This is a genomic window from Desulfosporosinus sp. OT (genome assembly GCF_000224515.1).
GTDB lineage: Bacteria > Bacillota > Desulfitobacteriia > Desulfitobacteriales > Desulfitobacteriaceae > Desulfosporosinus.
Genome location: NZ_AGAF01000105.1, coordinates 54,658 through 74,941, shown reverse-complemented (window position 1 = coordinate 74,941; position 20,284 = coordinate 54,658). Strand labels below are relative to the sequence as shown.

Annotated in this window: 21 protein-coding genes, 2 tRNA genes and 2 other annotated features; of the genes, 22 read left to right on the top strand and 1 reads right to left on the bottom strand. The window is 45.5% G+C overall.

Annotation, left to right across the window (positions count from 1 at the left end; translation table 11 throughout):
• Positions 1-20: 20 nt before the first annotated feature.
• The 15 genes from ispF to rplA all read left to right on the top strand — a co-directional run bounded on the left by ispF (position 21) and on the right by rplA (position 10,161).
• Positions 21-569, top strand: coding sequence for a 2-C-methyl-D-erythritol 2,4-cyclodiphosphate synthase (gene ispF / locus DOT_RS09660; protein ID WP_083824045.1), 549 nt, complete (start codon positions 21-23; stop codon positions 567-569).
• A 4-nt stretch (positions 570-573) separates the two neighbouring features.
• Positions 574-2,037 carry a glutamate--tRNA ligase gene (gene gltX / locus DOT_RS09655; RefSeq protein ID WP_040411761.1) on the top strand — a complete coding sequence of 488 codons (1,464 nt, stop codon included), beginning with the start codon at positions 574-576 and terminating at the stop codon, positions 2,035-2,037.
• Between the two features lie 110 nt (positions 2,038-2,147).
• Positions 2,148-2,365 (top strand) — a binding site (T-box leader).
• A gap of 76 nt (positions 2,366-2,441) precedes the next feature.
• On the top strand, positions 2,442-3,188 hold the full coding sequence (gene cysE, locus DOT_RS09650; protein ID WP_009617643.1) for a serine O-acetyltransferase: 747 nt from the start codon (positions 2,442-2,444) through the stop codon (positions 3,186-3,188).
• A complete protein-coding gene (cysS, locus tag DOT_RS09645) occupies positions 3,085-4,521 on the top strand; it encodes a cysteine--tRNA ligase (protein WP_040411759.1) in 1,437 nt (478 codons plus the stop codon). The genes cysE and cysS overlap by 104 nt, the downstream gene beginning before the upstream one ends.
• 20 nt (positions 4,522-4,541) lie before the next feature.
• A complete protein-coding gene (locus DOT_RS09640; RefSeq protein ID WP_009617640.1) occupies positions 4,542-4,946 on the top strand; it encodes a ribonuclease III domain-containing protein in 405 nt (134 codons plus the stop codon).
• 30 nt (positions 4,947-4,976) lie between these two features.
• On the top strand, positions 4,977-5,654 hold the full coding sequence (gene thyX / locus DOT_RS09635; RefSeq protein WP_009617638.1) for an FAD-dependent thymidylate synthase: 678 nt from the start codon (positions 4,977-4,979) through the stop codon (positions 5,652-5,654).
• A gap of 5 nt (positions 5,655-5,659) precedes the next feature.
• Positions 5,660-6,412 carry a 23S rRNA (guanosine(2251)-2'-O)-methyltransferase RlmB gene (gene rlmB, locus DOT_RS09630; RefSeq protein WP_040411758.1) on the top strand — a complete coding sequence of 251 codons (753 nt, stop codon included), beginning with the start codon at positions 5,660-5,662 and terminating at the stop codon, positions 6,410-6,412.
• Positions 6,413-6,792: 380 nt separating this feature from the next.
• Positions 6,793-7,443 (top strand): RNA polymerase sporulation sigma factor SigH, encoded by a 651-nt coding sequence (gene sigH, locus DOT_RS09625; RefSeq protein ID WP_040411757.1) that lies wholly within the window; start codon positions 6,793-6,795, stop codon positions 7,441-7,443.
• A 107-nt stretch (positions 7,444-7,550) separates the two neighbouring features.
• Positions 7,551-7,626: transfer RNA gene (locus DOT_RS09620), tRNA-Thr, on the top strand.
• A gap of 105 nt (positions 7,627-7,731) precedes the next feature.
• Positions 7,732-7,806 (top strand) — tRNA-Met (locus tag DOT_RS09615).
• A 135-nt stretch (positions 7,807-7,941) separates the two neighbouring features.
• On the top strand, positions 7,942-8,091 hold the full coding sequence (rpmG, locus tag DOT_RS09610; protein WP_009617633.1) for a 50S ribosomal protein L33: 150 nt from the start codon (positions 7,942-7,944) through the stop codon (positions 8,089-8,091).
• Between the two features lie 70 nt (positions 8,092-8,161).
• Complete coding sequence (secE, locus tag DOT_RS09605; RefSeq protein ID WP_009617632.1) at positions 8,162-8,383, top strand: preprotein translocase subunit SecE; 222 nt, start codon at positions 8,162-8,164, stop codon at positions 8,381-8,383.
• Positions 8,384-8,426: 43 nt separating this feature from the next.
• Positions 8,427-8,954 (top strand): transcription termination/antitermination protein NusG, encoded by a 528-nt coding sequence (gene nusG / locus DOT_RS09600; RefSeq protein ID WP_009617630.1) that lies wholly within the window; start codon positions 8,427-8,429, stop codon positions 8,952-8,954.
• Between the two features lie 35 nt (positions 8,955-8,989).
• Positions 8,990-9,418, top strand: a complete 429-nt coding sequence (rplK, locus tag DOT_RS09595; protein WP_009617628.1) for a 50S ribosomal protein L11 — start codon at positions 8,990-8,992, stop codon at positions 9,416-9,418.
• Positions 9,419-9,468: 50 nt separating this feature from the next.
• A complete protein-coding gene (gene rplA, locus DOT_RS09590; RefSeq protein WP_009617625.1) occupies positions 9,469-10,161 on the top strand; it encodes a 50S ribosomal protein L1 in 693 nt (230 codons plus the stop codon).
• 47 nt (positions 10,162-10,208) lie between these two features.
• Positions 10,209-10,341, top strand: a sequence feature (ribosomal protein L10 leader region).
• Here the strand turns inward: rplA and DOT_RS09585 are convergent.
• Positions 10,339-10,602: a hypothetical protein gene (locus tag DOT_RS09585; protein WP_040411755.1), complete on the bottom strand. Its 264-nt coding sequence runs from the start codon at positions 10,600-10,602 to the stop codon at positions 10,339-10,341. It overlaps the preceding feature by 3 nt.
• Positions 10,603-10,679: 77 nt before the next feature.
• Here DOT_RS09585 and rplJ point away from each other — a divergent pair, with 77 nt between their 5' ends.
• The 7 genes from rplJ (at position 10,680) to rpsG (ending at position 20,245) form a co-directional block, all read left to right on the top strand.
• On the top strand, positions 10,680-11,207 hold the full coding sequence (gene rplJ, locus DOT_RS09580) for a 50S ribosomal protein L10 (protein WP_009617623.1): 528 nt from the start codon (positions 10,680-10,682) through the stop codon (positions 11,205-11,207).
• A 48-nt stretch (positions 11,208-11,255) separates the two neighbouring features.
• Entirely contained in the window at positions 11,256-11,636 is a 381-nt protein-coding gene (gene rplL / locus DOT_RS09575) for a 50S ribosomal protein L7/L12 (protein ID WP_009617621.1), read from the top strand.
• Positions 11,637-12,019: 383 nt separating this feature from the next.
• On the top strand, positions 12,020-15,412 hold the full coding sequence (gene rpoB, locus DOT_RS09570; protein WP_009617619.1) for a DNA-directed RNA polymerase subunit beta: 3,393 nt from the start codon (positions 12,020-12,022) through the stop codon (positions 15,410-15,412).
• 27 nt (positions 15,413-15,439) lie between these two features.
• Positions 15,440-18,874, top strand: coding sequence for a DNA-directed RNA polymerase subunit beta' (gene rpoC, locus DOT_RS09565; protein ID WP_040411752.1), 3,435 nt, complete (start codon positions 15,440-15,442; stop codon positions 18,872-18,874).
• A 65-nt stretch (positions 18,875-18,939) separates the two neighbouring features.
• Positions 18,940-19,191, top strand: a complete 252-nt coding sequence (locus DOT_RS09560; RefSeq protein WP_009617615.1) for a ribosomal L7Ae/L30e/S12e/Gadd45 family protein — start codon at positions 18,940-18,942, stop codon at positions 19,189-19,191.
• 110 nt (positions 19,192-19,301) lie between these two features.
• Positions 19,302-19,721, top strand: coding sequence for a 30S ribosomal protein S12 (rpsL, locus tag DOT_RS09555; protein WP_009617608.1), 420 nt, complete (start codon positions 19,302-19,304; stop codon positions 19,719-19,721).
• A gap of 53 nt (positions 19,722-19,774) precedes the next feature.
• A complete protein-coding gene (rpsG, locus tag DOT_RS09550) occupies positions 19,775-20,245 on the top strand; it encodes a 30S ribosomal protein S7 (protein ID WP_009617606.1) in 471 nt (156 codons plus the stop codon).
• Positions 20,246-20,284: the final 39 nt, after the last annotated feature.

Here is a 20,284-nt window from a genome sequence, read left to right as displayed (position 1 = left end):
TTCGCGAAGCACAATATGTTATGCGATTCGACCTTGTATCTCGAACTTCGAACCTCGCGCTACGCGCCTCGCGAAAGGGGTTGTTGGTTATTAAAGTTGGAATCGGATATGATGTACATGCTTTGGTTGAGGGTAGACCTTTGATTCTTGGAGGGGTAGAGATTCCCTATGAACGTGGTTTGCTTGGACATTCGGATGCGGATGTTCTAATTCACGCAATCATGGATTCTCTTTTAGGAGCTTTGGCTTTAGGAGATATAGGGGCACATTTTCCTGATCATGACCCTCGCTACCGCGGCATTTCAAGTTTGGCCTTATTGGAGCAAGTCATGGGACTTATTGAAGAGCAGGGGTATCGCGTCGGAAATATTGATAGTATCATTGTGGCAGAGCATCCTAAACTTGCTCCTTTTATCTCCCAGATGCGCTCTAATCTTACGCGCGCTATGAAGATGGACGAATCATGTGTGTCAGTGAAAGCGACAACAACCGAACGCTTGGGATTTGAAGGCCGGGGAGAAGGAATCGGCGCCCAGGCAATTGTAAACTTAGAAAAAGTTGGAGGATGAATTTATGGAAATTCGCGTTCGGTTTGCACCCAGCCCGACAGGCCCACTCCATATTGGTGGGGCCAGGTCCGCTTTGTTTAATTATTTATGGGCTCGTAAAAACAAGGGAACCTTTATTGTTCGAAGTGAGGATACCGATTTAGAGCGTTCCAGTCGAGAATCAGAACATAATATTTTGGAATCGCTGCGTTGGCTTAATATACAATGGAATGAAGGGATTGAGATTGGCGGAGAGCATGGTCCTTATCGCCAAACAGATCGCTTAGAGCTATACCGAGAATATACTAATAAACTTTTGAACAGTGGTCACGCTTACTATTGCTACTGTACGGAAGAAGAGTTAGAGCAAGAGCGTCAAGACTTGATTGCCAAGGGGGGGACCCCTCGTTACCAGGGTAAATGTCGTCAATTAACATCGGAGCAACGGGCAGCTTATGAAGCTGGAGGCCGCAAGCCTGTTGTGCGTTTCCGTGTGCCTGAAGGGCAAGCGATCCATATTAAGGATCAGGTCCGTGGGGATGTGGTTTTTGAGAGCGATGGAATTGGGGATTATGTTATTGTTAAATCAGACGGAATACCCACTTATAATTTTGCAGTCGTGATTGACGATGCTACCATGAACATCACGCACGTTATTCGTGGGGAAGAGCATCTCTCTAATACACCGCGTCAAGTCTTGATTTATCAAGCATTGGGGTTGCCCGTCCCTGAATTCGCGCATATTTCTTTAATCCTTAATACAGAAGGCGGGAAAATGAGCAAGCGGGATGGCGATACCGCGGTCATGGACTATCAGAAAAAGGGGTATCTCCCGGAAGCCATCGTAAACTTTATTGCCCTCCTGGGATGGGCTCCGTCTGGAGAAGAAGAGTTTTATACCCTGGACGAATTGGCAGAGGCTTTTTCGCTTGATCGTGTTTCCAAAAGCCCGGCAGTTTTTGATATCCAGAAGTTGAACTACATCAATGCTCACTACCTTAGAGAAGCACCTCCTGAACGCATAGCTGAACTTGCTTTACCGTATGTACAGGAACTGGGCATTCTCCCTCAAGGAGAGCAGTCTGCGGAACAGCAGCAATGGTGTTTGGGTTTTATTAAAGCGATTTCCGAGAAAATAGCCTATGTGGCAGAGCTGAAAGATTTTATTCACTATTTTCACGGTGCGGTACCGCTGGAAGCAGAGAGTGAGGCCGTGGAGGTCTTGAGGGGGGAACAGGTACCCGTTGTTTTGGGGTTATTCAGAGAGAAAGTGCGTGAAGCAGACCTGCTTTCTGAAGCTACGGTTAAAGTCCTCTTAAAGCAAATAACGAAAGAGTTGAAACTTGGAGGCAAATTAGTGTACATGCCTGTTCGAGTCGCTTTGACAGGACAGATGCATGGACCGGAATTATACGATGTCATCCCCTTGTTGGGGCGCGAGAATGTTTTGAAACGACTTGAAGTTACGGAAAAACGTTATCTAGCGTAAGATCTAGGGTAAGCTAGAAGGATCGGAAGACCTGTTTGTTGACATGGATTGGTTACTATCCTATAATAAATAAATATCAAAACTTGGCTCCATACCATAATTCAATATTAGTTTGGACGATGATGGGAAAGAGTACAAAGAGAAATTGCAACAAGCGAAAATGGGACAGTGGAAGCCATTTGCAAGGAACCTTTGGAAGTGCGTCTCTGAGTTGATCGGCAGAAACCTGAAGTATGCCTATCCGTAATGACTGCGTTAAAGTTGTAAGCTGGAACGAACGGCACGTTCGTTCAAACAGAGTGGGACCGCGGAATCTTTCGTCTCTGGACGAAGGGTTCTGCTTTTTGTATTTATTTATAGGTTTTCACGGATAATATTGGGGAGAGGAAAGGGTGAGGCTAAAGATGTTCCGACAGGTTCGTCGTGATATTCGAGTAATCTTTGAAAGAGATCCTGCAGCGAAAAGTATTTGGGAAGTCATATTTTGTTATCCGGGGTTTCATGCGGTGCTTTTTCACAGAGCGGCACATTGGCTGTATCGACATAAGTTAGTACTCTTGCCGCGCATGATTTCTCAGCTCTCTAGGTTCCTTTCCGGGATCGAAATTCACCCGGGTGCTAAAATTGGTCAAGGCTTCTTTATTGATCACGGCACTGGTGTGGTCATTGGTGAAACAGCGGAAGTCGGAGATAATGTTACCTTATATCAAGGGGTCACACTGGGGGGGACTGGAAAAGAGAAAGGTAAGAGGCACCCGACGATTGGAAATAACGTGGTGATTGGAGCCGGGGCAAAAGTTCTAGGTTCTTTTAAAGTTGGAGATAACGTAAAAATTGGCGCAGGGTCGGTTGTTAATAAACCCGTTCCCAGTGATACGACCGTGGTAGGAGTTCCGGGTCGGATTGTCCTTCACCATGGGATCCCGATTAAGGACCCTGATTTAAGACATGATGAATTACCAGATCCGGTAAATGAGATGTTAAAATGCTTAATGCAGAGAGTAGAGTATTTAGAACAACGTCTAAAAGAAGAGGAGAGTCGATGCAATGTCTTTGAAATTATTCAACACCATGACCCGTCAAAAGGAAGAGTTCCAACCCCGGGAGAGCGGGAAGGTGGCGATGTACGTTTGCGGACCGACGACCTATAACTATTTCCATGCGGGGAATGGACGGATGTTTGTCGTATTTGATATGATTCGTCGTTATTTCATGTATAAAGGGTATGATGTCCGTTACATCCAAAATTTTACGGATGTGGATGACAAGATTATTCAGCGCGGTAAAGTTGAAGAGATGGATCCTTTGGCTTTAGGCCAAAAATACATTGAAGAATATTTTAAAGATGCCAAAGAATTAAACCTCCTTCCCGCTACCATACACCCCAAGGCTACTGAGCATATTCCGGAAATGATCGAGATTATTCAGGAACTTGTGAGTAATGGGTTAGCGTATGAAACGGATGGGGATGTTTACTTTGCAGTCGACCATTTCCCTAATTATGGGAAACTGTCCGGTAGAACGCTTGAAGATATGAAGGCTGGAGCCAGGGTTGAGGTGGATGAACGAAAACATCATCCTATGGATTTTGCACTTTGGAAAAAAGCCAAGCCGGAAGAGCCTTTCTGGGAAAGTCCGTGGGGAAATGGACGTCCTGGTTGGCATATTGAATGCACAGCTATGTCTTTAAAATATCTTGGCTCTGGATTTGATGTTCACGGAGGCGGGGAAGATCTCGTTTTCCCACATCATGAAAATGAGATTGCCCAAACGGAAGGGTACCTTAAAGGGCAGACCTTTGCCCATTATTGGATGCACAATGCGTTTTTGACGATCAATCAAGAGAAGATGTCCAAGTCTTTGGGCAATTTCTTTACAATCAGGGAGCTGCTCGCTAAATTTTCAGGTGAAGTCATTCGATTTTATTTGCTGGGGACTCATTACCGCAGCCCGTTGGATTTCAATGATCAGAATCTGGTGATGGCCCAAAAAGGGTTGGAACGGCTGCATACCAGCATTCGTTTGGCCCAAGAAGCGCTGGATCGAGAGGGCTCTTCGTCAAACGAACAGATTGAGGCAGAATTATTTAAGGCTGCCAAAGAAGCGCGCGAAGCATTTGAAAAAGCTATGGATGATGATTTTAATTCAGCATTGGCCTATGCGGCACTCTTCGAATTAGCTAAAACGATGAATGGGTGCGTCCAGGAAAACCCAGCTCCCTCAGAAGCGTTGGCGACAGCTCAAAAGACCCTCCTAGAACTTGGCGGCGTGCTCGGCATCGACCTACTTCATTCGGTACTAGTTCCTGCCGCAAACGATGAAACGCTTAAGCAGGTTATGGAGGTTGTATTACAGATTCGTTCACGTTCGCGCCAGAAGAAAGATTGGGAAATGGCAGATTTTATTCGTGATGCGCTCAAAGATAAAGGCATCGTCATTGAGGATACCCCGCAAGGTGCGAGGTGGCAAATAAGAGGAAACTAAGTAGTTGAAAAGGAGAATCCATGCGAAATTGGCAGGAAATGAATGCCTTAACATTGGCCTACTTGGGAGATGCGGTCTACGAACTTTGGGTTCGTACACATCTTCTGGAGCTGGGGTATGAAAAAGTCAAGGAGCTTCACAAACAAGCAATCAGCTATGTTCGTGCTAGTACCCAAGCTCAACTTTTGCGCGTCCTTTTGCCAGATCTCGACGAAGTTGAACAGCGAGTCGTTTTACGTGGACGAAATGCCAAGGGAGGGCATCCCAAAAATGTAGATGTGGTGACCTATCGGCATGCGACAGCGTTTGAAAGCTTAGTAGGTTATTGGCATATGAACGGACAAATCGAGCGTATGCAATGGGCATTTAACAAGGTCGACAACATGCTTCAGGAGGAATTGCTGAAAGAGGCAGGTAATGTCTGAAAAGTAAAGAGAAGAGAGGGAACTGTTACGATGCGTGTGGATCTCATTCAGTACACACCTGATCCAGAAAAAGTAGTTGCCGCCGCTGCCCGCTTGTGCTATTCAGCGGACCCGGTACCTGATCTTTTGCAACATTTAGAGGATGAGGTGGTGGCAAGCTTCGTCCGTAAATTACGAGAGATGGGCCATCTTTCCACTTTTGAGCATGTAAGTTTTCAGTTTTCTATAGATGGTGTCTCGCGTGCACTTTCCCACCAGCTTGTACGCCATCGGATTGCGAGTTATTCTCAGCGTTCCCAGCGCTATGTCGAAGAAAAAGGCTTCGAGTTTGTCATTCCGCCAAGTGTAAAGCAAAACGCTGAATCGTTAGGACGCTTTGAAAAGGTTATGGCCCGTCTCCAAGAAGACTATCAGGAACTCTTAAGTTGTGTGCCGGCAGAAGATGCCCGTTATGTCTTGCCTAATGCCTGCACAACTTCACTAATGGCTACGTTTAATGCTCGATCATTATTGAACTTTTTTGAACATCGAACTTGCATGAGGGCACAGTGGGAGATTCGTTCCTTAGCGGAAAAGATGCTGCAATTGGTACGCGCCGTAGCTCCCAATCTCTTTAGCGAAGCGGGTCCGACTTGCGTAACTCAAGGGGTCTGTCATCAGGGCAAGTATAGCTGTGGAAGATTGAAATCCCTGAAAGGAAAGAAGTGAACTACTTGAACGATGAAATAGTTTACGGGAAAAATCCTGTTTTAGAGCTTCTGAAAAGTGGAAAGCCCGTTAACAAAGTTCTTATTCAGTCGGAAGGTCCAAATGGGCGTAATCAAGAAATCATTGCGCTATTGCATGAAAAGAGTATTCCTTACCAATTTGTGGATCGTCAAACGCTTGACAGGATAACGGATCGAGAGCGACACCAAGGAATGCTTGCTTACATCGCTGCAAGAGAATATTCCAGTATCGACGACATTCTAGCCTTAGCGGAAGAGCGACAAGAAGATCCCTTTATCTTGATGCTTGATGAGATCGAAGATCCACATAATTTAGGTGCACTGCTGAGGACGGTAGATGCTGTTGGAGCCCATGGAGTAATCATCCCCAAACGGAGAAGTGTCGCTTTGACGGGCACTGTTGCCAAAACATCTGCTGGGGCAGTTGAGTATGTGCGTGTCGCACGAGTGAGCAATTTGGTTCAGGCGTTGCAGGAATTGAAAAAGAGAGGGTGTTGGGTGTCTGGGGCTGAAGCAGGAGGGAGAGGAGCCTTCGAAGCGGATCTCACAGGTGCTCGAGTTATTGTAATCGGTAGCGAAGGGAAAGGCATAAGTCGTTTGCTTCGCGAGAAGTGCGACGAGATCGTCAGCTTACCTATGAAGGGGCAGGTTACTTCGCTAAATGCTAGCGTTGCAGGGTCAGTTATGCTTTACGAAGTTCTCAGACAGAGAATTAGTTCTACCAGTCAGAAAGTGTAACTTTTTGTTGCATACTTTCTGGAAGGTCCCTTCTCGCCATCCTGCAAGAAGGCTAATACGTGCGAAGACAGTGTCTTCGTGGGTACCAACCAAGTTTTCTTTAGAGGGATAAAGCACGAGTTATAATCTACGAAACTCTAAGCCCGATCCGAATTTTGGATCGGGGGTTTAGGCTTGCTATTTTTGCAATTTCTAAAAGTTTGTTCGCAAACAATTTCGCGCTACGGACTTCAGGCATCTAAACTTCGCTTATAGCGACAGAACAACCAAAACTTCGCCTTGACGCTTTTCTTTAGGGTCGAGTATAATGAGAATGTTCTCGTGGACAAGGGCGAGGCGGATTTCGTCTTCTTCATGACGACATTGTAGGGGGGATCAACTTGACTCTTCAAGCCCAATCAGAACTACCGGAATGCGAAATCATCGACGTTATCGTGGATGAAGAGGTGGTTGAGCTTGCAAAGGAAGGCGACACTACTGCACTGGAGCACCTAATCAACAAATATAAAAACTTTGTTAGGGCCAAAGCGCGTTCTTACTTTCTCATTGGAGCTGATCGTGAAGATATTATCCAAGAGGGTATGATCGGACTCTATAAGGCCATTAGGGACTTTCGTGGCGACAAACTTTCTTCCTTTCGGGCTTTTGCCGAATTATGTATCACCCGTCAGATTATTACTGCGATTAAAACAGCAACCCGGCAGAAACACATTCCCCTAAACTCATATGTTTCTCTAAATAAACCCATTTATGACGAAGATTCTGATCGAACACTTTTAGATGTAATTTCGGGAACTCGAATTACGGATCCGGAAGAACTTATTATCAGTCGGGAAGAATTTGACGACATCGAGGAAAAAATGGGTGAAATCCTCAGTTCCTTGGAGTGGAAAGTACTGATGTCTTATTTAGAAGGGAAATCTTATCAGGAAATCGCCGTAGATTTGAGGAGACATGTAAAATCTATCGATAATGCGTTGCAAAGGGTTAAAAGGAAGCTCGAGCGCTATTTAGAACGAAGAGATGGATAATTTTACATATACCCTCACAAATAAAAAAGCTTGCATTGCAAAAAGAAAGATGGTATACTGCGTAAGTGCCTAGCGATAATGTGTCGAATAAAGCACGAGCAATTAGTGCCGATGTAGCTCAATTGGTAGAGCAGCTGATTTGTAATCAGCAGGTTACAGGTTCGAGTCCTGCCATCGGCTCCATTAAGGTAGTCATTAAATCTGAATAGGGTTTCCCAGGTGGGCACACTAATTCACGGAACAGATGGCAAAGTGCTAGGCATCTTGTACAGCTGGGTTATGCAACTTCGCGGGGTGGAGCAGTGGTAGCTCGTCGGGCTCATAACCCGAAGGTCGTCGGTTCAAATCCGGCCCCCGCAACCAAGTCCAATCAGACAGCAAAGCTGTCTTTTTTGTTATAAGATATTTTTTCTTGACAGAGAAATTGTCTTGTGATAAAGTATTTTGAGTAATGTATTAAAATACAGCGTCCTACCGTTGTCCGGGAGGTGTTCGTGAATGCGTGTTGGCATTATTTTAGCGTGTACGGATTGCAAGCACCGTAACTATGCTACAATAAAAAATAAGAAAAATAATCCAGATCGTTTGGAGGCTCAGAAGTTTTGCAAGTTTTGCAAGACTCACACTCTTCATAAGGAAACAAAGTAATTTTTTTTTGCAATGGTTTAGACTGTACGCCAGGAAGCGTTGTCACAGTGTCGTGTAAGGAAGTGAAGTGATGGGCGCGTTGAAAAAACCGGCCAATACTCAGCGACAGACAGATAAGGCAGCGGAGTATTTCCGTGGGGTTTTGAGCGAGTTAAAGAAAGTTCATTGGCCTAGCCGTAGACAGTTGCTCACCTACACAGCGGTTGTGTTTGTTGCGGTGGCGATTGTTTCAGTTCTGATGTGGTTTGTCGATAGTGGCTTAAGTTGGGTCTTGACCAAGTTACTGCCCTAACCCCGTGAGTCTCTAAGGCAGTGTCTGAGGAGGTCCCTGAGAAATGGCAAAAGACTGGTTTGTTATTCACACATATTCCGGGTATGAAAACAAAGTAAAGATGAATCTCGAAAAACGAGTCGAGTCCATGAACATGGAAGAAAAGATTTTTCGTGTACTTGTTCCGATGGAAGATGAAATCGAGTTCAAGAACGGAAAAGAAAAGGTCACTAAGCGCAAGGTCTATCCAGGCTATGTACTCGTCGAAATGGAAATGACAGACGATTCATGGTATGTTGTGCGTAATACACCTGGAGTAACTGGGTTTGTTGGAACTGGAACAAAGCCAATCCCTTTGCTCGATCAAGAAGTTGTAAAGATTTTGCAACAAATGGGGATGGATGAAGTACACACGCGGATTGATTTTGAGATTAATCAAAGTGTCCAAGTTATTGCTGGTCCCTTTAAGGACTTTGTGGGAGTGGTTCGTGAAATCCTTGCAGACAAAGGCAAACTGCGGGTTGAAGTGTCCATGTTTGGACGAGAGACTCCGGTTGAGTTGGAGTTTGCACAGGTTCAAAAACTCGACTAAGGGAAGAGATACTTTAACAAGGAGGTGTAATGACAATGGCAAAAAAAGTAATTGGATTGGTAAAATTGGCGATTACAGCAGGGAAAGCTACACCGGCACCTCCGGTTGGTCCAGCTCTGGGTCAACATGGGGTCAACATTATGGCCTTCTGCAAAGAATACAATGAACGCACCAAGGATCAAGCGGGACTTATTATTCCGGTTGAGATTACTGTCTATGAAGATCGTTCCTTTACCTTTATCACCAAAACTCCGCCGGCAGCAGTATTGCTAAAAAAAGCGGCGAATATTACTTCGGGTTCTGCTGAGCCGAACCGCAAAAAGGTTGCAAGCGTCCCCAAATCTAAGGTACGCGAGATCGCGGACATAAAGATGAAGGATCTGAATGCAGCAACTGTCGAAGCAGCAATGCGCATGATTGAAGGTACAGCGCGGAGCATGGGCATCGATGTTGTAGAGGGCTAAAATTACTGTGGGAGGGTTTAGACCCGCATAACCACAAGGAGGTTAAAAGAATGGCTAAAGTAGGTAAAAAGTATCAAGAGGCTGTAAAATCTTTTGATCGCAATATGCTTCATGAACCGGCAGAGGCATTTGCAGTTGTAAAAGCTAACGCTAAAGCAAAGTTTGATGAAACAGTTGAAGTCGCTTTTAAATTAGGCATTGACACTCGTCATGCAGACCAACAAATTCGTGGCGCAATTGTGCTACCTAATGGCACGGGTAAAACCCGGTCAGTGTTGGTATTTGCTAAAGGGGATAAGGCCAAAGAAGCAGAAGCAGCTGGTGCAGACTTTGTCGGCGCAGAAGACATGATTGCGAAAATCGAGCAAGGCTGGTTTGACTTTGAAGTTGTTGTCGCAACGCCAGACATGATGGGAATGGTTGGTAAATTGGGCCGTGTTCTCGGACCTAAAGGACTTATGCCAAACCCGAAAACTGGAACGGTCACACCTGATGTAACTCGTGCGATCAAAGAAATTAAAGCTGGTAAGATTGAATACCGTGCAGAGAAGGCTGGTATTATACATGCGCCAATTGGCAAAGCCTCGTTCAGCGCGGATCAACTGTTAGAGAACTATCGTGTGTTAGCGGAGACTATCGTTAAAGCTAAGCCTGCAGCTGCAAAGGGTCAATATATGCGCAGTGTTACGGTTTGCTCAACAATGGGTCCTGGTGTACGCATTAACCCAGCTAAAGCTCTGTAATAAAAACATGTTCTTGACAGTATCCTGTAAATGGGTTAGACTTACCGAGAATCGAATAATGTCCGCTGTAGAAAGCAGGTGCCGAAAGGCTTAATGTCCTGCCGAGGTTGGAAGACAAGCCGATAGATACTTATTTGGCGTTCTTAACCTCTGCAGGCGCGGAGGTTTTTTGCTGCACTAGTCAGAAAGTATAAACTTCGTTTGCATACTTTCTGGAACGTCCCTTCTCGCCATCATGGCACCTTGCCATCCTGCAAGAAGGCTAATACGTGCGAAGACAGTGTCTTCGGGCTGTGCTCTAATCTTGAACGTTGTGTTCGAGTCTTGGCTACAGGGACACTCGGCCATCGCGGCATCTAGCCATCCTGCAAGAAGGCTAATACGTGCGAAGACAGTGTCTTCGGGCGATGCTCTAACCTCGAACATCCTTGTTCGAGTCATGGCCAGCGCATAAGTGCAACTAGGCAGTCGCCTGCCAAGTTTTCTTTAAGTTTATCTGAAGGAAGGAGGTACACAGAATGCCTAATATAGAAGAAAAAAGCCAAGTAGTTTCGGAAATTAAGGAAAAGTTCCAACAAGCTTCAAGCGTTGTTTTGGCTGACTATCGTGGTTTGACAGTAGCCCAAGTGACCCAATTGCGTACTCAATTGCGTCAAGCTGGAGTGGAGTACAAAGTTTTGAAAAACACACTCGTACGTCGCGCAGCTGATGAAATTGGAGTAGAGGGTCTAGAATCTTATCTAAAAGGACCGACAGCGCTTGCTTTTAGTGCAGATCCTGTTGCTCCCGCAAAAATTTTAATGGAATTTGTGAAGGTAAATAAACTCAAAACATTTAAAATTAAGGCTGGGGTTTTAGAAGGAAAGGTAATTGGTGCAGAGGGTGTTAAAGCTCTGGCTGAACTTCCTTCACGCGAAGTTCTCCTTGCTATGGTCTTACGTGGAATGCAGGCGCCTCTTGCTGGTATGGCCAACGTTCTCCAAGGACCGATCCGCAAAATGGGATATGCCTTGGAAGAAGTGCGTAAGCTCAAGGCAGCACAATAGTCTAATAATCTTCGTCAAAAAGTATTCATATTTTAAGGAGGAAATAAAATGTCTAAAGTAAATGAAATCCTAGAATCCGTTAAAGGTTTAACAGTTCTCGAGCTATCTGAATTGGTTAAGGCGTTTGAAGAAGAGTTTGGTGTTAGTGCAGCAGCTCCTGTAGCAGTTGCAGGCGTAGCTGGAGGCGCAGCTCCTGCAGCTGAAGAAGCAGAAGAAAAGACAGAATTTGATGTTATGCTCATGAATTGCGGAGCTTCCAAAATTGGCGTTATCAAAGTTGTTCGTGAAGCAACAGGCTTAGGTCTCAAAGAAGCTAAAGATCTCGTAGACAATGCTCCAAAAGCAGTCAAAGAGAAAGTAACTAAAGACGAAGCTGAGGCGCTGAAGGCTAAATTAACCGAAGCTGGCGCAACCGTCGAAGTAAAATAAGATTTAGAGAAATAGAGAAGGTACTCTCTCTCGAGGAGGGTACCTTCTTTAATTATGATAAAGAATGCTTAATGTAGAACAGTCCTTGAAAGTATAAAATAATACTTGACAGCGTGTTATGGTTTTGTTATAATCTATGAATGTTACCATGCCTAATTGGAATTATTGCTTAATCTGTCCATGCTATGGTAATAACTTGTAGACATTGGTAATATTTTGCATTGATTTGGGTAATAAGGAGATATTATCTTGAAATTATCGCAATAATTCGGAACACCATAAACAGTTAAAGCGAGGTTTTATATAAAGGCCTTGCTTTTGGCTGTATATGTCAATATATTATACCTCACTGAGAGGAAACCGCACTGAGGGGTGAAACGCAAATGTTCTATCCTGTTAAGGTTGGGACACGGGAGCGCTGGAGTTACTCCAGAATCCGGGAAGTCCTCGACATGCCGAATTTGATTGAAATTCAGCAGAACTCCTATCGTTGGTTTCTTGATGAAGGGTTGCGCGATATGTTTCGCGATATTTCACCGATTCAAGATTTCACAGGCAATCTCGTTTTGGAATTTATTGACTATAGCTTGGGAGAGGCTAAATATCAGGTAGAGGAGTGTAAGGAACGTGATGTCACATTCGCAGCGCCTCTACGCGTAAAGGTACGCCTCATTAACAAGGAAACTGGAGAAGTAAAGGAACAGGAAGTCTTTATGGGGGATTTCCCGCTAATGACAGACAAAGGCACGTTTATTATCAATGGTGCTGAACGTGTTATTGTCAGCCAGCTTGTACGTTCGCCAGGGGTCTATTATGCAGAACAAATTGATGCGAGTGGTAAGAAACTCTATGGGGCTACAGTTATTCCGAATCGTGGGGCTTGGTTGGAATTCGAATCGGATGTGAACGATAATATCTTTGTAAGGGTTGACCGAACAAGGAAATTACCGGGCACAGTTCTTATTCGAGCTTTAGGATACGCAAGCAACGGCCAGATTTTGGAGTTGTTTAACGATAATGAATATATCCGCGCTACATTGGAAAGAGACAACTCGGAATCAACAGAAGAAGCTTTGGTTGAAATCTATAAACGTTTAAGACCAGGGGAACCTCCGACAGTCGATAGTGCGCGCTCATTACTAGAGGCGCTGTTCTTTGATGCCAAGCGTTATGATCTTGCTAAGGTTGGTAGGTATAAACTTAACAACAAACTGGGCTTGGATATTCCAATGGATGTTCGACATTTAACTCGTGGGGATATCGTGGCTGCAGTTCAGCGACTGCTGGCCTTAATGGATGGGGACGGACATAAGGATGACATCGACCATCTAGGAAATCGTCGGTTGCGCTCGGTTGGGGAACTTCTCCAGAATCAGTTCCGAATCGGTTTATCTCGTATGGAACGCGTGGTCCGCGAACGGATGACGATTCAGGACGTCGAAGTGATTACCCCTCAGGTATTAATTAATATTCGACCTGTCGTTGCTGCAATCAAGGAGTTTTTTGGTAGTAGCCAGTTGTCGCAGTTCATGGACCAAACAAATCCATTGGCTGAGTTAACACATAAGCGCCGTTTAAGTGCTTTGGGCCCTGGGGGTTTAAGCAGAGAACGCGCAGGATTTGAAGTGCGTGACGTTCATCATTCCCACTATGGCAGGATGTGTCCAGTAGAGACGCCAGAAGGTCCGAACATTGGGTTGATTGGCTCTTTAAGCACGTATGGCCGTATTAATCCTTATGGATTTATCGAAGCCCCTTACCGTAGAGCTGATAAAGAGGGCGGCAGGGTTACCGATGAGATACATTATTTAACTGCTGACCAGGAAGAGAAATATGTCGTGGCTCAGGCGAATGCGCCACTTGATGAAAATGGCAAGTTCCTTGGAGAGAAAATTGATGGTCGTCACGGTCCGGACTTTGTTTATGTGTCGCCGAGCTTGGTCGATTACATGGACGTTTCTCCAAAACAGATGGTATCCATTGCAACAGCACTTATCCCATTTCTCGAGCATGATGATGCGAATCGAGCGTTGATGGGATCGAATATGCAACGTCAGGCTGTACCACTCTTGCGCACGGATTCACCTTACGTCGGGACTGGAATGGAATACAAGACGGCTAAGGACTCTGGTGTTTGTGCAGTTACTAAACAAGCTGGAGTTGTAGAGCGGGCGACTGCCGACGAAATTATTGTGCTTCATGATGATGGAACAACCGAAAAGCACAAGTTACTCAAATATTCACGTTCCAACCAGGGGACCTGCATTAACCAGAGACCCATTGTTATGAAAGGGGAACGGGTTGAAGCAAGTCAGATTATAGCGGATGGTCCGTCGACTGACCATGGAGAGCTTGCCTTAGGACGTAACGTGCTCGTGGCCTTCATGACTTGGGAAGGGTATAACTATGAGGATGCGATCCTCATTAGCGAAAAGCTTCTGCGAGAGGATTACTACACATCCATTCATATAGAAGAGTATGAATCGGATGCCCGTGATACGAAGCTCGGTCCTGAAGAAATTACTCGCGACATTCCCAATGTCGGGGAAGATGTTTTGAAGGATCTTGATGAACGTGGAATTATCCGAATTGGGGCAGAAGTTCGTCCGGGAGATATCTTGGTTGGAAAAGTAACCCCGAAGGGTGAGACGGAGCTCACGGCAGAAGAGCGTCTGTTGCGTGCGATCTTCGGAGAAAAAGCACGTGAGGTGCGTGATACCTCCTTGCGTGTACCTCACGGAGAAGCTGGGAAAATCGTTGACGTTAAAGTATTTACCCGTGAAAATGGGGATGAATTATCTCCTGGCGTTAATCAACTCGTTCGTGTTTACATTGCCCAAAAGCGGAAGATTTCTGTCGGTGATAAAGTGGCAGGTCGCCACGGCAACAAAGGGGTTATTTCGCGGATAATGCGTCAAGAGGATATGCCGTTCATGCCGGATGGCACACCAATTGAGATTGTTCTCAATCCGTTGGGTGTTCCTTCTCGGATGAATATTGGTCAGGTTCTGGAAACGCACTTAGGTAGGGCAGCTAAAGCCCTAGGGATCCGCATCGCGACGCCAGTCTTTGACGGTGCTACTGAAAATGACATTTTCGAAACCTTAGAGAAAGCGGGCCTTCCAGCTGATGGGAAGACCATCTTATATGACGGACGCACGGGAGATCCGTTCGATAGTAAGATAACTGTTGGCTATATGTATGTACTCAAGCTTCACCATTTGGTTGACGATAAAATTCATGCTCGTTCGACGGGTCCATACTCTCTTGTAACGCAGCAGCCGTTGGGTGGTAAAGCTCAATTTGGAGGCCAACGTTTCGGAGAAATGGAAGTTTGGGCCTTGGAGGCCTATGGTGCGGCTTATACTTTGCAGGAAATTTTGACTGTGAAATCAGACGATGTCGTTGGTCGAGTAAAGACTTACGAAGCGATTGTCAAAGGTGAGAACATCCCTGAGCCGGGAATTCCAGAATCCTTTAAGGTATTAATTAAAGAAATGCAGAGTTTGGGACTAGATGTAAGAGTCTTATCTGCTGATGATCAAGAAATCGAGATCCATGATACTGATGAGGATATTACGGAAACCGCAAAAGAACTCGGCATAGATCTGCATGAGGAACTCGCACCTCCGGCGACACGCATTGTTGCCACAAAGGATGAAGACGAACTCTTGACCGATGAGGATGAACTCATAACCGACGAGGAAGACCCGCTCGATGAATTAAATGAGGAAGTCCTTGAGGAAGAAGATATAGATCTAGGCGATCTCAAATAGTCCCCCGGACGAAAGGAGCGATAAGGATTGCTAGACGTCAATAACTTCGACCGCATGCGTATTGGCTTAGCTTCACCGGATATGATTCGTGAGTGGTCATTTGGAGAGGTAAAGAAGCCTGAAACCATAAACTATCGGACCTTAAAACCGGAACGGGAAGGCCTGTTTTGTGAGAAAATATTTGGTCCGACGAGGGACTGGGAATGTCACTGCGGAAAATATAAACGCGTTCGATATAAGGGAATCGTTTGTGACCGTTGTGGAGTCGAAGTGACCCGTTCAAAAGTTCGGCGCGAACGAATGGGACATATTGTACTCGCCGCTCCGGTATCACATATCTGGTATTTTAAAGGAATTCCGAGCCGTATGGGGTTGTTGTTGGATATGTCCCCTCGTGCTTTGGAGAAAGTGCTGTACTTTGTCTCCTATATTGTGACAGATTCCGGTGATACATCTCTGATAAAGAAACAACTCCTGACTGAAACAGAGTATCGAGAATACCGTGATAAGTATGGAGATCGTTTCCAAGCGAGCATGGGAGCGGAAGCTGTTAAGCAGTTGCTGGAAGAGATGGATTTAGACAAACTTAATGACGAACTACGGATTGAGTTAAAAGAGGTATCTGGACAACGCAAGATTCGAGCCATTCGTCGCCTCGAAGTTGTTGAGGCCTTTAAATCATCAGGAAATCGTCCGGATTGGATGATTATGGATGTCGTCCCGGTGATTCCGCCCGAATTGCGACCGATGGTGCAGTTAGATGGTGGACGGTTTGCCACGTCTGACCTTAATGATCTTTATCGTCGAGTTATTAATCGGAACAACCGCTTAAAGCGTCTTTTAGATCTGGGTGCACCAGACATTATTGTACGTAATGAAAAAAGGATGCTCCAAGAAGCAGTCGATGCTTTGATTGATAATGGTCGTCGTGGACGTCCAGTGACTGGCCCGGGAAACCGCCCGCTTAAATCTCTGAGTGATATGTTAAAGGGAAAACAAGGGCGTTTTAGACAAAACCTTTTGGGAAAAAGGGTGGATTATTCCGGACGATCGGTTATTGTTGTTGGGCCAAATCTCAAACTTCATCAGTGTGGTCTTCCCAAGGAAATGGCCTTGGAGCTTTTCAAACCATTTGTGATGAAGAAGCTTGTCAATGAGGGGCATGCCCATAATATTAAAAGCGCTAAACGTATGGTTGAACGGGTTCGGCCAGAGGTTTGGGATGTCCTCGAAGAAGTGATCTCCGATCACCCAGTACTCCTGAATCGGGCACCAACGCTACACCGTTTAGGGATTCAAGCTTTTGAGCCAATTCTTGTTGAAGGGCGCGCTTTGCAGATTCATCCGTTAGTTTGTACAGCATATAATGCGGACTTTGATGGAGACCAAATGGCGGTCCACGTTCCTTTATCGGCAGAGGCTCAGTCTGAGGCGAGATTGCTCATGCTAGCTTCTCATAATATCCTGAACCCCAAAGACGGACGGCCTGTTCAAACACCGACCCAGGATATGGTTTTGGGATCCTATTACTTGACCATGGATCGCCCGGGTGCTTTTGGTGAAGGAAAGATATTTAAAGATTATGATGAAGCCGTATTGGCTTACGATACAAAAGAAGTACACTTGCAGGCTAGTATAAAAGTTCGCCGCAACGGAGAGCTTTTAGAAACAACTGTAGGTCGGTTGATATTCAATTCGGTCATTCCGCCCGAAGTTGAGTATGTCAACCATGTTGTAGGTAAAAAAGGCCTTGGAGATATTGTGGCTAATACCTATCGCAAAGCGGGTTACGAAGCGACGTCACGCTTGCTGGACGGGCTGAAAAGCCAAGGATTTAAGTTCTCAACACGGGCAGGCATGACCGTCGGTTTGACGGACATTACGGTTCCCGAGGAGAAGACTCAGATTCTCGCTGACGCGGACGCAGCGGTTGCCAAAACGGAGCAACAATATCGCCGCGGTTTGATTACAGATGAAGAGCGTTATAACTTGGTCATTGATACATGGGCTAAAGCGACTAAAACTGTGACGCAGGCTTTGATGGATACACTTGATCAGTTTAACCCGGTGTATATGATGGCGACTTCAGGGGCGCGGGGTAATATTCAACAGCTCAGACAATTAGCAGGGATGCGGGGACTGATGGCTGACCCATCAGGACGGACAATTGAGTTGCCAATCAAGGCGAATTTCCGGGAAGGGTTAACCGTTTTGGAATACTTTATTTCCTCTCACGGTGCTCGGAAAGGTCTGGCGGATACTGCTTTGCGGACAGCTGACTCTGGTTATCTGACTCGTCGTTTAGTTGATGTATCTCAAGATGTGATTGTTCGTGAAGAAGATTGCGGAACTTTAGCAGGTATTATGGTTGAAGATATCAAAGACGGTCCTGAAATCATTGAACCTTTAGTAGAGCGTCTTGTCGGCCGATTTGTTCTGGAAGAGATTCGCCATCCAGAGACAGGAGAGATGCTCGCTACACCTGAGTCTGAAATAACAGAGGAGCAGGCAGCCGAGATTGTCAGGGTATTTGATTCAGCTATAATCCGTTCGGTTCTCACATGTAAGTCACGTTATGGTGTTTGCAAAAAGTGCTACGGGCGAAACCTTGCAACCGGACGCCCGGTTGAGATGGGTGAAGCTGTTGGTATCATTGCGGCTCAATCCATTGGTGAACCTGGGACCCAATTAACCATGCGTACGTTCCATACAGGTGGTGTTGCGGGGGATGACATAACCCAGGGTCTTCCACGGGTAGAAGAGCTGTTTGAAGCCCGTAAACCTAAAGGGCAAGCGATCATCGCAGAGACAATTGGTAAGGTGTCGATCAGTGAAGTTAAGGGACGACGTGAAGTAGATCTACTCACTGACACCGACGAGCATATAACCTATTCCATACCTTATGGATCACGCCTTTGTGTAAAAGAAGGGCAGATGGTCGAAGCGGGTGACGAGCTGACAGAAGGAAGCATTAATCCCCATGACATGTTGAAAGTCAAAGGTCAACGTGGGGTGCAAGTCTATCTGGTTGGCGAAGTTCAACGAGTATATCGACTTCAAGGGGTGGATATTAACGACAAGCACATTGAAGTTATGGTTCGGCAGATGCTGCGGAAGGTGAAAATTGACGATGCTGGAGATACAAGCTTGCTTCCAGGCGGTCTAATTGACGTCTTTGACTTCCAAGACGAGAACGCGCAAGCTATTATTGAAGGTGGGGAACCGGCCGTAGCTCACCCAGTACTTTTAGGTATTACTAAAGCTTCTCTGGCGACGGATTCCTTCCTCTCCGCGGCTTCTTTCCAAGAAACGACCCGAGTTCTTACAGAAGCAGCTATTAAAGGAAAAGTTGATCCGTTACTTGGCTTAAAAGAAAATGTAATTATCGGGAAATTAATTCCCGCTGGCACAGGCATGACGAGGTATCGGACAATTAAAACTTTGGATCCGAAATTAATTTGAATTATTGACACCTCTGAATGCAAATGATAGACTACAATAGTGTGATTAAGGGGGAAAGCATTTTGATGCTTGATGAAACCTTGAAACGCGCCAAACAGAAAACAGTTGGGTTGAAACAAACCCAACGAGCCCTAGAAAAAGGGCTCGTTCGGCGTGTGTATGTTGCCAAGGATGCTGAAACACATGTTCTTCGTCCAATTTTAGAATGGTGCAGTAACCATCATGTTGAACACATTGAGGTTCCGACTATGAAGGAATTGGGAAAAGCGTGTGGGATCGAAGTAGGCACAGCAGTAGCAGCTGTGTTGGAAGATTAGTGGTTTACAAGAGTTCTAAGTTTGCCAAAATGCAGGTTTTGGAATTGCTTGCATAATGCTGCTGCAAGCAATTCCTTGTATATTGATTTGATTAGAAAGGAGGTGGAGATATGCCGACAATTAACCAACTCATCCGTAAAGGTCGTGCCACAATTGAGCAAAAATCGACAGCTCCAGCTTTACAGTGGGGCTATAACTCACTTAAACGTAAGCAATATCCATCAGGAGGATCACCTCAAAAACGGGGAGTTTGCACCAGGGTTTATACTACAACTCCTAAAAAACCTAACTCTGCACTGCGAAAGGTTGCTCGTGTGCGCTTGACTAATGGGCTTGAGATCACCTCTTATATCCCAGGAATTGGACACAACTTGCAAGAACACTCCGTGGTTCTCGTCCGTGGTGGTCGTATTAAAGACCTTCCTGGCGTACGATATCACGTCGTTCGTGGAGCTTTGGACACAACTGCTGTTCAAAAACGCGCTCAAGGGCGCTCGAAATATGGAGCAAAACGTCCGAAAAAAGCCTAGGTTTATGAGCCTATTAAAAGCTAATAGAAATACGCTACAAAGGAGGGAAATAAATGCCACGTAAAGGATATATTGCGAAACGCGAAGTTCTGCCCGATCCGATTTACAAAAATCAGACCGTAACGAAGTTTATCAATCAAATTATGTTAGATGGTAAAAAAGGTACGGCAGAGGCTATTTGCTACAACGCATTTAATATTATTCAAGATAAAGTCGGTAAAGACCCACTTGAAGTTTTTGGCACTGCGTTGAAAAATGTTATGCCAGTATTAGAAGTGAAGGCCCGCCGTGTTGGTGGTGCAAACTATCAAGTTCCTATCGAAGTACGAGCTGAGCGTCGCTCGACACTAGCTCTGCGTTGGCTTGTTGCCCAGGCGCGTAAGCGCGGCGAGAAGACCATGCAGGAAAAGATTGCCGGAGAATTGCTCGATGCCTCTAACAACACTGGTGGTTCTGTCAAGAAGAAGGAAGATATGCATAAAATGGCTGAAGCGAATAAGGCTTTTGCGCATTACAAATGGTAGTTTGAGGCACACTGATTTTGACAGAAAGGGGGATTCACA

Bases quoted from the DNA above. Each gene is read 5' to 3' on its own strand.
- ispF (WP_083824045.1), top strand. From the start codon at position 21: ATGCGATTCGACCTTGTATCTCGAACTTCGAACCTCGCGCTACGCGCC.
- nusG (WP_009617630.1), top strand. From the start codon at position 8,427: ATGGCAAAAGACTGGTTTGTTATTCACACATATTCCGGGTATGAAAAC.
- rpoB (WP_009617619.1), top strand. From the start codon at position 12,020: ATGTTCTATCCTGTTAAGGTTGGGACACGGGAGCGCTGGAGTTACTCC.
- rplJ (WP_009617623.1), top strand. From the start codon at position 10,680: ATGCCTAATATAGAAGAAAAAAGCCAAGTAGTTTCGGAAATTAAGGAA.
- rplA (WP_009617625.1), top strand. From the start codon at position 9,469: ATGGCTAAAGTAGGTAAAAAGTATCAAGAGGCTGTAAAATCTTTTGAT.
- cysS (WP_040411759.1), top strand. From the start codon at position 3,085: ATGTCTTTGAAATTATTCAACACCATGACCCGTCAAAAGGAAGAGTTC.
- DOT_RS09560 (WP_009617615.1), top strand. From the start codon at position 18,940: ATGCTTGATGAAACCTTGAAACGCGCCAAACAGAAAACAGTTGGGTTG.
- thyX (WP_009617638.1), top strand. From the start codon at position 4,977: ATGCGTGTGGATCTCATTCAGTACACACCTGATCCAGAAAAAGTAGTT.
- secE (WP_009617632.1), top strand. From the start codon at position 8,162: ATGGGCGCGTTGAAAAAACCGGCCAATACTCAGCGACAGACAGATAAG.
- rpsL (WP_009617608.1), top strand. From the start codon at position 19,302: ATGCCGACAATTAACCAACTCATCCGTAAAGGTCGTGCCACAATTGAG.
- DOT_RS09640 (WP_009617640.1), top strand. From the start codon at position 4,542: ATGCGAAATTGGCAGGAAATGAATGCCTTAACATTGGCCTACTTGGGA.
- rplK (WP_009617628.1), top strand. From the start codon at position 8,990: ATGGCAAAAAAAGTAATTGGATTGGTAAAATTGGCGATTACAGCAGGG.
- rpsG (WP_009617606.1), top strand. From the start codon at position 19,775: ATGCCACGTAAAGGATATATTGCGAAACGCGAAGTTCTGCCCGATCCG.
- rpmG (WP_009617633.1), top strand. From the start codon at position 7,942: ATGCGTGTTGGCATTATTTTAGCGTGTACGGATTGCAAGCACCGTAAC.
- gltX (WP_040411761.1), top strand. From the start codon at position 574: ATGGAAATTCGCGTTCGGTTTGCACCCAGCCCGACAGGCCCACTCCAT.
- rplL (WP_009617621.1), top strand. From the start codon at position 11,256: ATGTCTAAAGTAAATGAAATCCTAGAATCCGTTAAAGGTTTAACAGTT.
- cysE (WP_009617643.1), top strand. From the start codon at position 2,442: ATGTTCCGACAGGTTCGTCGTGATATTCGAGTAATCTTTGAAAGAGAT.
- DOT_RS09585 (WP_040411755.1), bottom strand. From the start codon at position 10,602: ATGACTCGAACAAGGATGTTCGAGGTTAGAGCATCGCCCGAAGACACT.